The following is a 12,596-nucleotide window of genomic DNA, read 5'->3' on the forward strand; positions in this document are numbered from 1 at the left end:
ATGTTTCGGAAAGTCAAGATTTTGTTATTATTTATGATATACTGGTACCGTAATTATATCCTTACAGAGGTTAAGTAAGGGTTTCAGTACACGTCAATAGATGTCAAAATATTGATTTTAAGCGATTTTTGATTTTTGGAAACTCATTATATCGCACTACAAATCAATAAAAACTGTACCTTTTTTAGATAAATATATTATCTGGATATTGAAGTTAAGCCCTGCTGTCATTTCGATGGCAGGGCTTTTTAATATTTGGTACACTAACTTCTTATCTATATTTTGGTGGATTTTAAGTTGACATCTACAAAGTTTAATGTTAGAATACATTCAAAAATATATTTGAATGAGGTATTTTATGATTCAAAATGTTGTTACTTCAATAATCCTGTATTCTGGGACAGCCGTAGACTTACTTATTATCCTAATGTTATTTTTTGCCAAAAGAAAAAGCAGAAAAGACATCATTAACATCTATTTAGGACAATTTCTAGGCTCTGTTAGTCTAATATTGCTAAGTTTGCTTTTTGCATTTGTCTTAAATTATATTCCTAGTAAAGAGATTTTAGGTTTACTCGGTTTGATTCCAATTTTCCTAGGTCTCAAAGTTTTGCTTTTAGGAGATTCTGATGGAGAAGCTATTGCCAAAGAAGGTTTGCGCAAAGATAATAAAAACCTGATATTTCTAGTCGCTATGATTACTTTTGCAAGTTGTGGTGCTGACAATATTGGTGTCTTTGTTCCATATTTTACTACCTTAAATTTAGCAAATTTGATAGTAGCTTTACTTACCTTTCTAGTCATGATTTATCTCTTGGTTTTTTCTGCCCAAAAATTGGCACAAGTCTCTTCTGTTGGAGAAATTTTGGAAAAATATAGCAGATGGTTTATTGCCGTTGTTTATTTAGGATTGGGGATATATATCCTGATTGAAAATAACAGTTTTGACATACTATGGACTATATTAGGCTAGGAGAAAATATTATGAAAAAAGATAGTATCTGCCAAGTGAATGTTATAAATCAGCAAAATATTACAACCGCAACGAACTACCTTGAAAAGGAAAAAGTCCAAAAATCACTTCGCATTTTAACAAAATTTACCGATAATAAACAGATAAATATCATCTTCTATCTTCTTGCTGTTGAAGAACTCTGTGTCTGTGATATAGCCTGTTTACTAAATCTCAGTATGGCATCTACTTCCCACCATCTTCGTAAATTAGCCAATCAAAACATCTTGGGCACTAGAAGAGAGGGGAAAATTATATATTATTTTATAAAAGATGAGGAAATCAGGGATTTTTTTAATCAACTAGGATAACAACTATTTTTACTACTTTTCCATGATTCTAGGGAGCTACTCTATGAAATTTTTTGATGAAAATTACTCACAAGAAATAATATATAGAACTGTTTAAATATCTTCAGGATAGAAAAAGAAATTGTCCAGGCACGAAGAAACTGTATATTTGTTGCTAAACTGTACATCATCTTTATGATACAGTATTTCGTATTTCTCAACTACATAAGCTCCGAAAACTAAAATGTGATAACCCTTTGATAACCTCTCGATTTTCAAAAGGATTATATATGTAAATATTGAGGATTTATCTCTTAAAATTACTTGATTTTAGTGATAATTTACCATAAATATCATAATGTAGAAAAAACCAGGTCTTAAGAAAGCTCGTAAAGCATCACAATTCTCAAAACGTTAATCAATACGATTATATCAACGTTTACAGACATTCAAGAATTTACTCTTGGATGTCTTTTTTGTTTCAAAAAATCAAAGTTCACCCCATATTTACCCCATCAATTTTTTAAACTACGAAATGCAATATCACCTACGGCCTGATTAACTTTATCTTTAGTGTTAACATAGGTCTTTGTAATTTCCTTGTCACTATGGGTTAGCACTTCAGAAATTTCTTCAAGCGAAACTCCAGCTAGTTTTGCTGGTGTGGCGCCTTGAATATTATGTTTATCCATAGTATTTTGTGTTATAATTGTTATAATATAGAAACTATATAGAAAATAAAAGGATTTCTTTAAATTCTTTAAATTTCACTTTGTGTAAACATGAGAAGAATGTTGAATGCAGATAATGACGGGAGATGATTTACAATGATCAGTTTAGAGCTGTTGTCTAAAGCAAATAGTCTAGACGTCTATTCTTTTGAAAAAGAAAATCGGGAGTATTTTGAACGAAATTTACCTCCTAGACCAGCTAACTATTTTGATTCAGACGGTTTTAAAGAAATTACAAAGGAATTGTTAACGGAGCAAGATAATCATGATGCATACATGCATCTTATTAGAGATTCGCAAGGTGTTATGATTGGAAGAATCAATTTAAGTGTCTTAGAGAGTGATCGAAATACAGCAGAGCTTGGGTATAGGATTGGGGGAAATGTTGCCAATTTAGGTTATGCTAGCGAAGCGGTTAAACTCGTTTTAGACAAGGCCTTCACGACTTATGGTTTCAATAGAATCATTGCAGGAACGGCAACGGGTAATCTAGCCTCTCAGAGGGTGCTTATAAAAAATGGCTTCACCTTTAGTAGAATGATAGAAAATGACTTACACATTCATAATGAGTGGGTTCATACAGTAGTATTTGAGATAAGGAGGCCATAATATCATCATTTCTAGTCTACTGACAAGGTTAATGGAGTCATCAATCTTTCCGGACATTCAAGAATGTTTTCTTGGATGTTTTTTGTTTAGAATCTCCGGGTATGTCTGTTAAAATTTGTTTTTCTCAGTGGACAATTGTTCACTTTTTTTATATAATAAAACTAAACCGAATTGGTTGAATTTTGAAAGTGTAAGTTCAACCGTCGATTAGTCTTTCTAAGGGAGATAATGTCCATTAAAGCATCACACTAGGAGGTGAATCATGTACCAACCAGAAAAACTCAAGGCTCGGAGGAAAGAGTTAAAATTGACACAGAAGGAAATTGCAGAGAAATTAGGGATTAGTTTTCAGGCTTACTCGGCTTGGGAACGTGGGATTAAGGAACCATCCAAGGAGAAGGTTGCCCAGCTAGAGAATATTTTAAAGGTAGCAAGAGGGTATTTTACTCAGATTGAGATTGTCCGTCTCTACAATAGCCTCTCCAAGCAAGGGAAGGACAAGGTTGTGCTTTATGCTCGCAACCTAGCTCAAGAGGAACAAACTCAGAAGGTGACGACCATGCCAGAGCGCCTCTATGAGTACCGTGTCTACGAACGCATGTCAGCAGGGATTGGGGCTTCGGTCTACGATGACCAGAATTTTGATACGGTCTACTTTAACGAGGAGTTGGCCCATGATTTTGCGTCCTGGGTGGCTGGGGACTCTATGGAGCCTAAATATCAAAATGGTTCGGTGGCTCTGATTCGAGAGACGAGATTTGACTATGACGGAGCAGTTTATGCAGTGGTCTGCAACAACCAGACCTATATCAAACGGGTTTATCGGGAGGAAGATGGCTTGCGTCTGGTATCGATCAATCCTAAATACAAGGACATTTTCATCGCCTATGAAGAAGATCCTCGGATTGTGGGGATTATCGTTGGGAACTTTGTGCCGATGGAGGGTTAGCCTATGGGCTACTTTGATTATTCCAGAGAGCCCAAAAGTGATATTGCCTTTGTCGATATGAAATCTTTTTATGCCAGTGTCGAGTGTGTGAAAAGGGGCTTGCATCCGCTGAAGACCTCGCTTTGTGTCATGAGTCGCGCGGATAATTCTACTGGTCTTATCCTAGCTTCCTCTCCCATGTTTAAGAAGATTTTTGGCAAGTCCAATGTTGGTCGGGCCTATGATCTGCCTTTTGATATCAAAACGCGCAAATTTTCTTATTACAATGCTCGAAAGCAAGGCTTGCCTACTGACTCAGACTATGTTCGCTACATCGAAGATTGGGCTCAAGTGACTTTGATTGTGCCTCCTAGGATGGATGAGTACATAGCGGTCAATATGGAAATCCAGCGAATCTTTCAAAATTATGGTAGTCCAGATGATATTTATCCCTACTCTATCGATGAGGGCTTTATTGATCTGACTAGTTCGCTCAACTATTTCATCCCAGACAAGAGTCTCTCTCGCAAAGACAAGCTGGATCTGCTTTCTGCTCGCATCCAGAGGGATATTTGGAGGCAGACAGGGATCTACTCTGCGGTGGGTATGTCCAATGCCAATCCCTTACTGGCCAAGTTGGCTCTGGATAATGAGGCCAAGCACACTCCGACCATGAGGGCCAACTGGTCTTACCAGGATGTGGAAGAGAAGGTTTGGGCCATTCCCAAGATGACGGACTTTTGGGGGATTGGCAGGCGGATGGAGAAACACTTGCATGCTCTGGGGATTTTTTCCATCAGAGAATTAGCTACAAGCAACCCAGACCAGCTACAGAAGGCTCTGGGTCAGGCTGGCCTGCGTTTGTGGTTTCATGCTAACGGGATTGATGAGAGCAATGTTCACAGGCCCTATAAAGCCAAGTCCCAAGGGTTAGGAAATTCTCAAATCTTGCCGAGAGACTACGTGAAGCTACGGGATATTGAAATTATTCTCCGCGAAATGGCGGAGCAGGTGGCTATTAGGCTGAGAAGGGCGGGCAAGAAGACAACCCTTGTCTCTATCTATATTGGTTTTTCTAAACAGGAGGTCAGGTCGTCTATTCACACACAAATGAAGGTCGAACCGACCAATAATACAGCTGTCTTAACGGATTATGTTTTGAAGCTATTTCATAATAAATACACTTCTGGAGCGGTCAGAAGTGTCGGAGTCAACTATTCAGGATTTGTGGACGAGTCTTTTGGTTTGATCTCCCTCTTTGATGATGTTGACAAGTTAGAAAAAGAAGAAAGGCTCCAGACAGCCATTGACTCCATTCGGGAACAATTTGGTTTTACGTCCCTCTTAAAGGCCAATGCACTGGAAGAAGCCTCTAGGAGTCTTGCCAGAAGCAAACTGATTGGGGGGCATTCTGCTGGAGGATTAGATGGACTAAAATGATTGATCGTTCTTATTTACCCTTTCCATCTGCGCGTGACTATCAAGATCCAGGGATGCAGAAGTGGATGGGCTTTTTCCTCTCAGAGCATACTAGTTCACTCGGTGAAGAAAAAAATCGGGTTGCTTTTTCGACGAGTTTGAATCCCGTTGAGAAGTTACTCTTGCTTTCGCAGCTTTATGTCGGGCAACTAAAGGGATACTTTGTAGTCAAGGAAAAGAAACAAAAAACGACTATCGTCGGCAAGGTGAGCGAATTATCATCTCAAACTCTGTCTATTAGGACCAATGAGGGCTATAGGCTGGTAGAGCTAGCAGATGTACTCGAAATTCGACTGTGGGAGGAGGGAGTTTATGACTAGAAAAGAGTTGTATGAAAACAAACTGCAGATGGATTATTTTTCAGAAGCCTATATTCGTTTTGAAGAGGATTTTCAAAAATACTCTGCCATGAATGTGCCACTGACTTTTTTGATCGATGACATTCTACGCACCATGGCGATGAATCAGAAGAACTACTTCGTCTTAAACAAGGAAAATGCCAAGGATGGGGGAGAGCATCGCTTTTATTTTAGGGTGGTGACGGAAAAAGAGTCTCCTAGAAATCGAACCTATGCATACGCTGGACTCGAAAATAGTAGTCAGTAGACCTAGATGTGGGAGAGGGAAGTCTGATCTAGGGGAGATAGCTTGTGAGCGTCAGAAGATCTCATGGTATTGGAATTCGAAACACCATCTTTTATCTGTGGAGTTCTTGCAGAACTTATGATGGTAGTTCTGATGAGATAAGGCAAGGCCCACTCTCTTTTTTAGATGAGCGTTTATTTGAAAACGTAGTTGGATTTGAGAACACCTATTCTCAATGATCATTTTACTTTATAGATTCATACCAAAACATCCATGTGTATTTGTGGATGTTTTTTATTTTATAGATAGAAAAAGAGAAGACCAAATGGTCTTCTCAACGGGGGAACTGAATAATTAGAAAGAATCAATCAAAGAGGGTTATTAGTCTTTGAAATTCTTTTGGAAGATGAGGAGAGATAAGATAGAAGTAATGGCTGCCAAGAAGAGGAAGGAAGTTGTTTCTTGTTCCCCAGTTGCAGGGAGTTCTCTTTCCTTGTCTTCTTTGATTGTAGCTGTAACAGGAGCTTTTTCATCTTTTGCTGGTGAATTGTCTGTTACGACTGGAGCAGGTTTTTCAGTCTCTATTGGTAGAACATACTCAGGAAGAGTCACAACTGGTGGTGCCTCTGTTCCAACTGAGCTTTGTTTGCTACCTACCTCAATCACTCGATCTTGAGCTGGAGTTGCTTCTGTTTGGAGAACCTTGCGATTGTCGCCGTCCACTTCAACATATTCGACTAAGAGACCGTCTTTCCCTTCTGATAGAACTTGTTCTTTTCCTTTGTCTAATTGTGGGTTTTCGCGACGCATAGTCTTGAATGGTACTACCTTATTGACGATTTCCAAGCTTGGAAGTTTAAAGATAAGGTCCTTGACCCCTTCCTCAGGATTTGAAGAAGTAATTGGTTTCTCAGGTTGAACTGGATTTTCAGGCTGCGCTGGTTTCTCAGGCTGCGCTGGTTTCTCAGGCTGAGCAGGCTTTTCAGGTTGAACTGGAGTTTCCGGTTGCGCTGGTTTCTCCAGTTCAGCAGGTTTTTCAGGCTCAGCAGGTTTTTCAGGCTCAGCAGGTTTTTCAGTCTCAGCAGGTTTTTCAGTCTCAGCAGGTTTTTCAGGCTGAGCTGGTTTCTCAGGTTGAGCTGGCTTTTCGGGTTCAGCCGGTTTCTCAGGTTGCGCTGGAGTTTCCGGTTGAGTAGGTTTTTCAGGCTGAACTGGCTTTTCCGGTTGAGCAGGTTTCTCAGGCTGAACTGGCTTTTCCGGTTGAGCCGGTTTTTCCGGTTGAGCCGGTTTTTCCGGTTGAGCCGGTTTTTCCGGTTGAGCAGGTTTTTCAGGCTCAGCAGGTTTTTCAGGTTCAGCAGGTTTTTCAGGTTCAGCTGGTTTCTCAGGTTCAGCAGGTTTTTCAGGTTGCGCTGGTTTTTCAGGTTGAGCCGGTTTTTCAGGCTGAGCTGGAGTTTCCGGTTGCGCCGGTTTTTCAGTCTCAGCTGGTTTTTCAGGCTCAGCTGGTTTCTCCGGTTGAGCCGGTTTTTCCGGTTGAGCCGGTTTCTCAGGTTCAGCTGGTTTCTCAGGTTCAGCTGGTTTTTCAGGTTGCGCTGGTTTTTCAGGTTGAGCTGGAGTTTCCGGTTGAGCCGGTTTTTCAGGCTGAGCTGGACTTTCCGGTTGCGCCGGTTTTTCAGGCTCAGCTGGCTTTTCAGGCTGAACTGGTTTCTCAGGCTTAGCTGCTTCAAGCTTGCTAATTTGTTCAAGAGCGGATTCTAGCGCTTTATTAACTTCTTCTTGAGTCTTGGCCTCTTGAATTGCAGCAATTGCTTGGTTTGCAAGTTCAATTAATTTCTTCTTAGCTTCATTGTTAGAACCAAGCTCACCGACTTTTTTCTCAATGGCTTCTGTTAAGCTAGCCATGGCCTTACTGTATTCGATTTCCGGTTGTTTTGGTTCAGCTGGTTGCTCAGGCTGGTCAGGTTTCTCAGGTTCTTCTGGCTGTTCCGGTTGCTCTGGACTAGGCTCCTCTTGGCCTCTTTGATAGTTCTCATCCTTGGATAGGATATCTTGTAGGGCACTGACCGTCAACATGACATCTTGAACATCCACTGCATCAGCACTGAGTTGGTTTCTCAATTTTTCTAGATTTGCTTGGAAAGCTTGGCGTGCAGTAGCCGTATTTTTCAAGCCTGCTGGATCAAAGTTGGACAGATCGTCTTTCCATTTTGAGATAGACTGGATGATATCTGCCTTGCTGTAGAGTTCGCTACCTTCGCCACGAGTGATAAATTGGTCCACTTGAATACCGATATTTTGAGACAAATCGTTTCGAACAGGATCTAGTTGAAGGGTGACTGCGTGCAAGTTTTCGTCCAGACCTTTTAGGCTAACCAGAGTTTGATTGCCTTGGCGTTGGGCTGCACGACCGCTAAAGTATTTCTTACCATCAATAGTTGAAGCATTTCCCATGCCATCTTGGTAAGGAACTTCTTTACCGTCTAGGAAGACTTTGTAGATACCATGATTTGGATCAACATAGCCTTTGATTTCAAGTCCAGTACCGTAGAAGTAGGCTGTGACAGTTGTCTTTTTCTTTTGCTCATCAGTTAAGCGACCAAAGGATGCCCAAGACTCCGTTTTTTGGTACTTGTCTGCCGAATTGGTTTCATGGTGCCAGCCAGAACTGTAATCCAACTGACTAGCTTGGTCATCATAGTTTGTTTGGTCCTTGATCAGCAATTCAGCTTTCATCACTTGGATGGTTGCATCGGTAGCAAAACCGAGCAGGGCACCATCAGTAACCGAAGTGAGCTTGGCTTTGAAGTCAAAAACAGAGTCGGCTTGTTCTGTAAAGTCAATCGTTGGGATGGTAACAGTCTTTTCTGTTTCTCCATCTTTAAAGGTCACATCTTGAGTTGTATCTTGGTAAACTTTACCGTGAACCCCAGTTCCAGGTTCTGTGATGAAGCGCACAGTAGCAGCCCCCTTGCTTCCACCAACACGTTTAATCTTGACAGTGACTGGTTTTCCTTTTTCGACTTCGTAGTTGGTAGACTCTAGTTCAAACATTCCCTTGCTATCATTGTTTAGGGTGTAGATCCCTTCTGTAGCAATTGGTTCACCTGTTTTATTTACAAGAGTAATAGTGTGTTGGCCTGGTGCTAAATCACCTGTCTCAAAGACTTTTTGGCTGCGTTTACGGCTTGCGTTCTTAGTTTGCACATCCGCAACTTTTTGACCATCAACGTAGACGGACATTTCTCCATGACCTGGATCGACCGTAGAGACGACATAGGCCTTGGTTCCTGTGAAGGTATAGCTTACTTTGGCATCTTTTTGATTGGTCCACATAGAAGTGCCACGAACCCCTTCAGATTCATTGTACCAAGTTGTTCCAGCTGTATCTGCCGTTGTGTTTGAGTGGTATTCCAGTCCAAGAGGGTAGCCATCTGTCTTTTCAATGCTGCTTGGTGTCTTGTAGACTGAGAAGTTGGTTAAGATTGGAGTTGCTTGAGCACCAGTGATGGTTACACGGATTTTTTGTGCCTCTACAGGTTTGCCTTGAACCAAGCGACGGTAACCAACGGTCGAACCTTCACCGTAAGTCACCCAACGTCCGTTGATTTCGACTTCAATCTTGAAACCAGAGATACGTTGACCTTTGGCGATGTCTTCCTTGAGTTCAACAACGTCAAAGCGTCTCTTTTGTCCCAAATCGACTGTAAAGCTACCGGTTGTGGCATCATTTGAGAGCGCCCAGCTAGTATCATCTTTACCGTCTGTGAGGTGACTTTCCTTGTAGAGGTGGTTTTGACGAGTAGAACTTGCTGTTACGGTCGCACCTTTGGCAAAGTCAGTCGCATACATTTGATCTAGAGTTGCCTTAAATTCCTTCAAGCGAGCCACATCCGCATCTGCGAATTTTCCTTCTTTATTTGGTGGAATATTGAGAAGGAGTGGCGTTCCACGACCAACAGACTTGAAGTAGATATCCATCAACTCTTTGAGTGATTTTGGCTGTTGATTGTCATGGTAGAACCAGCCCGAACGGATCGAAACGTCAGCTTCCCCTACAGAATACATATCACCATCAGGGTCACCATGGTTGAGGTATTCGTTTTTCACGTCGTCTGTGATGTTGGCCCTTTTGACTTTATGCCATACAGGGTCACCTGCGATACCTCGTTCATTTCCAATCCAGCGAACACTTGTCGGTTGAGCAGAGAAGATAGCAATATCTCCTTCAGCTTCTTTGATGTATTTGAACCATTCATCAAAGGTATAGGTTACTTTCTGAGCACCGCTACCACGTGCACCGTCCATCCAAACCTCGATAAATTTCCCTTTATTACCGTATTTTGGATTACCAAGGATTTCTTTCAGTTGGTTGAGATAGTATTGGTTGTATTCTTTTTCGGTTGCAACATGGTATTTTGGATGGTTGGCATCCCATGGTGATAGGTAAACCCCCATGTTCATGTCGTACTTGCTAGCAGACTTGGAAACTTCTTCGAGAAGGTCACCCTTACCATTTTTCCATGGGCTAGCAGCTACGGTATGGTTGGTGTACTTAGAAGGATAAGCAACGAATCCGTCGTGGTGTTTAACAACCATAATAGTTCGTTTGAAGCCCGTTTCCTTCAGAGTGCGAATCCACTGGTCAGTATCCAAGTTGGTTGGATTGAAGTATCGGGGGTCTTCTTTCCCATTTCCCCATTCAGAATTGGTATAGGTGTTCATTCCGTAGTGGATGAAAGCTGCCAATTCTTCCTTGTGGTAATCGAGTTGAGCCTTGCTTGGAAGAGGTCCATGATTGCCAATCTCAGTTTCTTTATCTTCTGGATGAGCGACTGGTGGAGTCGGTGTCGTTGGATTGGCTGTATCAGCGATTGGCTCGTATTCAAAGACGACCTCATTCACACCTTTATGCTGGATGGTTGCTTCCAAGCTAGCTTTTACTGGACGGTAGCCAGCAATGTCTTTTGCATGGAAAGTGTTGACAAAGGAAACGTCATACTCTTGACCGTCATTGTTATCAACTGTCGCTTCCGCTAGTTCAGTAGTGGTTCCTTTTTGACGGTAGTAAACTTTGAAGGAGCCTTTGTTGACTTTATAGACTACCTTGATGACACGGGTTCCAGGAGCTGTTTTGCTAACGACATTGTGGTTCCACTCGTCTTTTAGTTGCTTCTGAATCTCAACCCCATCAATGGAAACAATCTGGTATTTTTCTAGATTTTGCTTGTAGAATTCGGTTGGAGTGATTGCTTTCTTGAAATCATAGTCAAAGCCAGATCCCACTTCTGTTTTATCTAAGAAAGTATCATTTTCTTTGACTGTATTGCCTGCTTCGTCCACGTGCTGGATAACGACACGTCCATAATCAATTCCCTTGACTAGAGTAGCGACACCGCTCTCATCAAAGGAGTACTGATTTTCTCCGATGACAGCTGTCTTATTTCTAAGCATTTCACCTTCGGGTGTAAAGTAGTAACGTTTGCCATTATCCCCTTGATACCATCCTTTGACACCATATTTGTCAATGATATCTTTGACCCATTTGAGTTGTTCAGGAGAGAGGACAAGTCCACCACCAAAGCGGTCTTTCTCAGGGACACCGTTGTCAACCGTTCCGTGTTGGTGTACGCCGATGACTTTTCCATCACCATTGATAATTCCACCACCAGACAAACCAGATACAGAAGTTGTTTGATAAGTGATGCCAGTAGCTCCTTTGTCATCATAAGGATCAACGGATTTTACCTTGCCGTCAGCTTTATAGAGTTGGCCAGCTACGATAGGCTGTTTGAGTTCTTTTGAGCTTGAGTCAGTTGGATAACCAATCGTGCTGACAGGGTCTCCTGCTTTGTAAGTCTTATGCTCAGCGAGTGGCACAAAAGTTGCTGCTTTATTTGGGCTTGCAATTTGTATAGGGACAGGTGATACAACTGCTGCCAAGTCATTTTGATATCCCTTGCTAAATTCTTCTTTGTTCCAGAAGTGGATATCTTTCTCTTGGAAGAGTGTGGTATTTCCTGAATTTGGCTGAGAATTTTTAACAGGAGCGTTGGATCCTAGATTGTAATAGAAGCGCGCAGAGTCTCCACCACGAATATGGCCTTCTTTATCTAAAAAGTTATGAGCAACTGTCAAGAAAACGTTAGGCGCGACAAAAATACCAGACCCAGAAACGATGTATCGTTGAGAACCACCATTGTAAATGCTATATACCATAGTAGCAGCAGTTGCAGGTTGTCCCTCGTAGTTGATGTGTTTGAGGTCTTGTCCACCGTTAATAATAGCACGGTTTCCGTTCTCAGCTTCCTTTGTAGCTTTTTCCTTATCTTTTAGAATGCTCTCAGTTTCTACTTTTGGACTAGCTTTCTGGTCAACGATAGTCTTTGTGTCGAGTTCTTTGACAGGTGTGTCTGGATAGGCACGGTCCTGAATGTCTTCAGGGAGCAAGTCAGCACTGCTAGTATCGGTAGCAGGCGTTTCTTGTTTTTCAGCTTCTACACGACCTTCTTCTTTGACTGGTTCAGCCTTGGTCTCTTCTATATCTGCGACTTGTTTAATCTGTTTATCAAGATTAGATGTCGTGGCAGGAGACGTTTCGTCTGCACGCACGGTTCCAGAAGCAAAAAATGCCAGTCCGACGATGACAGATGCCACACCTACAGTTAACTTCCGAATGCTAAATGTTTGCCCTTTTTCAAAAAGGTATCGATTCATAATATACTCCTAGTTTTTAGAAAGGCAGTCAGCTACTGCCTGAGCCCAAGTCTGACTTGGTTACAACTTGATTTAATGAAAAAACTCTCTGATAATTATAAGCCACCTTACCTCCTGCTTATAAAGCGCTTTCATTTTAAGATAAAAAATTCAAAAGGTCATTTCTCCCTTAAAATGACTGAAAACTTTTAATATAACAAATATACTAAATTAATGAAAGAATTGCAATAGCAAAAAGCAAAAAAATAAATATA

10 protein-coding genes are annotated in these 12,596 nt (G+C 41.4%); 7 read left to right on the forward strand and 3 right to left on the reverse strand.

What is annotated here, in order from left to right:
• Window positions 1-156: 156 nt before the first annotated feature.
• On the reverse strand, window positions 157-330 hold the full coding sequence (locus D8854_RS09935) for a FanG protein (protein ID WP_071788300.1): 174 nt from the start codon (window positions 328-330) through the stop codon (window positions 157-159).
• Between the two features lie 28 nt (window positions 331-358).
• Here D8854_RS09935 and D8854_RS05360 point away from each other — a divergent pair, with 28 nt between their 5' ends.
• Both D8854_RS05360 and cadX read left to right on the forward strand, forming a co-directional pair.
• Window positions 359-973 (forward strand): CadD family cadmium resistance transporter, encoded by a 615-nt coding sequence (locus D8854_RS05360; protein ID WP_000615750.1) that lies wholly within the window; start codon window positions 359-361, stop codon window positions 971-973.
• 11 nt (window positions 974-984) lie between these two features.
• Window positions 985-1,323: a Cd(II)/Zn(II)-sensing metalloregulatory transcriptional regulator CadX gene (cadX, locus tag D8854_RS05365; protein WP_000711088.1), complete on the forward strand. Its 339-nt coding sequence runs from the start codon at window positions 985-987 to the stop codon at window positions 1,321-1,323.
• Between the two features lie 494 nt (window positions 1,324-1,817).
• Here cadX and D8854_RS05370 read toward each other — a convergent pair whose 3' ends face one another.
• Entirely contained in the window at window positions 1,818-1,994 is a 177-nt protein-coding gene (locus tag D8854_RS05370; RefSeq protein WP_260469227.1) for a site-specific integrase, read from the reverse strand.
• Between the two features lie 135 nt (window positions 1,995-2,129).
• On the opposite strand from D8854_RS05370, the gene D8854_RS05375 reads away from it, so the two are divergent.
• From D8854_RS05375 to D8854_RS05395, 5 genes are all read left to right on the forward strand, one after another.
• Window positions 2,130-2,642 (forward strand): GNAT family N-acetyltransferase, encoded by a 513-nt coding sequence (locus D8854_RS05375; protein ID WP_125450059.1) that lies wholly within the window; start codon window positions 2,130-2,132, stop codon window positions 2,640-2,642.
• A gap of 262 nt (window positions 2,643-2,904) precedes the next feature.
• Complete coding sequence (locus D8854_RS05380) at window positions 2,905-3,591, forward strand: XRE family transcriptional regulator (RefSeq protein WP_125450061.1); 687 nt, start codon at window positions 2,905-2,907, stop codon at window positions 3,589-3,591.
• A gap of 3 nt (window positions 3,592-3,594) precedes the next feature.
• Window positions 3,595-5,010, forward strand: coding sequence for a Y-family DNA polymerase (locus D8854_RS05385; protein ID WP_125450063.1), 1,416 nt, complete (start codon window positions 3,595-3,597; stop codon window positions 5,008-5,010).
• Window positions 5,007-5,369 carry a hypothetical protein gene (locus D8854_RS05390; RefSeq protein WP_125425149.1) on the forward strand — a complete coding sequence of 121 codons (363 nt, stop codon included), beginning with the start codon at window positions 5,007-5,009 and terminating at the stop codon, window positions 5,367-5,369. Before D8854_RS05385 ends, D8854_RS05390 begins: the two co-directional genes overlap by 4 nt.
• Window positions 5,362-5,655: a DUF5960 family protein gene (locus tag D8854_RS05395; protein WP_125450065.1), complete on the forward strand. Its 294-nt coding sequence runs from the start codon at window positions 5,362-5,364 to the stop codon at window positions 5,653-5,655. The genes D8854_RS05390 and D8854_RS05395 overlap by 8 nt, the downstream gene beginning before the upstream one ends.
• A 360-nt stretch (window positions 5,656-6,015) precedes the next feature.
• Here the strand turns inward: D8854_RS05395 and D8854_RS05405 are convergent, their stop codons facing one another.
• On the reverse strand, window positions 6,016-12,342 hold the full coding sequence (locus D8854_RS05405; protein ID WP_125450067.1) for an alpha-L-fucosidase: 6,327 nt from the start codon (window positions 12,340-12,342) through the stop codon (window positions 6,016-6,018).
• Between the last annotated feature and the right edge of the window lie 254 nt (window positions 12,343-12,596).

Source organism: Streptococcus mitis, assembly GCF_003943905.1.
Classification (GTDB): domain Bacteria; phylum Bacillota; class Bacilli; order Lactobacillales; family Streptococcaceae; genus Streptococcus; species Streptococcus mitis_BC.

What these genes read in the sequence shown, in the direction of transcription:
- D8854_RS09935 (WP_071788300.1), bottom strand. Translation starts at nt 330, where the DNA reads ATGTATTCTAACATTAAACTTTGTAGATGTCAACTTAAAATCCACCAA.
- D8854_RS05360 (WP_000615750.1), top strand. Translation starts at nt 359, where the DNA reads ATGATTCAAAATGTTGTTACTTCAATAATCCTGTATTCTGGGACAGCC.
- cadX (WP_000711088.1), top strand. Translation starts at nt 985, where the DNA reads ATGAAAAAAGATAGTATCTGCCAAGTGAATGTTATAAATCAGCAAAAT.
- D8854_RS05370 (WP_260469227.1), bottom strand. Translation starts at nt 1,994, where the DNA reads ATGGATAAACATAATATTCAAGGCGCCACACCAGCAAAACTAGCTGGA.
- D8854_RS05375 (WP_125450059.1), top strand. Translation starts at nt 2,130, where the DNA reads ATGATCAGTTTAGAGCTGTTGTCTAAAGCAAATAGTCTAGACGTCTAT.
- D8854_RS05380 (WP_125450061.1), top strand. Translation starts at nt 2,905, where the DNA reads ATGTACCAACCAGAAAAACTCAAGGCTCGGAGGAAAGAGTTAAAATTG.
- D8854_RS05385 (WP_125450063.1), top strand. Translation starts at nt 3,595, where the DNA reads ATGGGCTACTTTGATTATTCCAGAGAGCCCAAAAGTGATATTGCCTTT.
- D8854_RS05390 (WP_125425149.1), top strand. Translation starts at nt 5,007, where the DNA reads ATGATTGATCGTTCTTATTTACCCTTTCCATCTGCGCGTGACTATCAA.
- D8854_RS05395 (WP_125450065.1), top strand. Translation starts at nt 5,362, where the DNA reads ATGACTAGAAAAGAGTTGTATGAAAACAAACTGCAGATGGATTATTTT.
- D8854_RS05405 (WP_125450067.1), bottom strand. Translation starts at nt 12,342, where the DNA reads ATGAATCGATACCTTTTTGAAAAAGGGCAAACATTTAGCATTCGGAAG.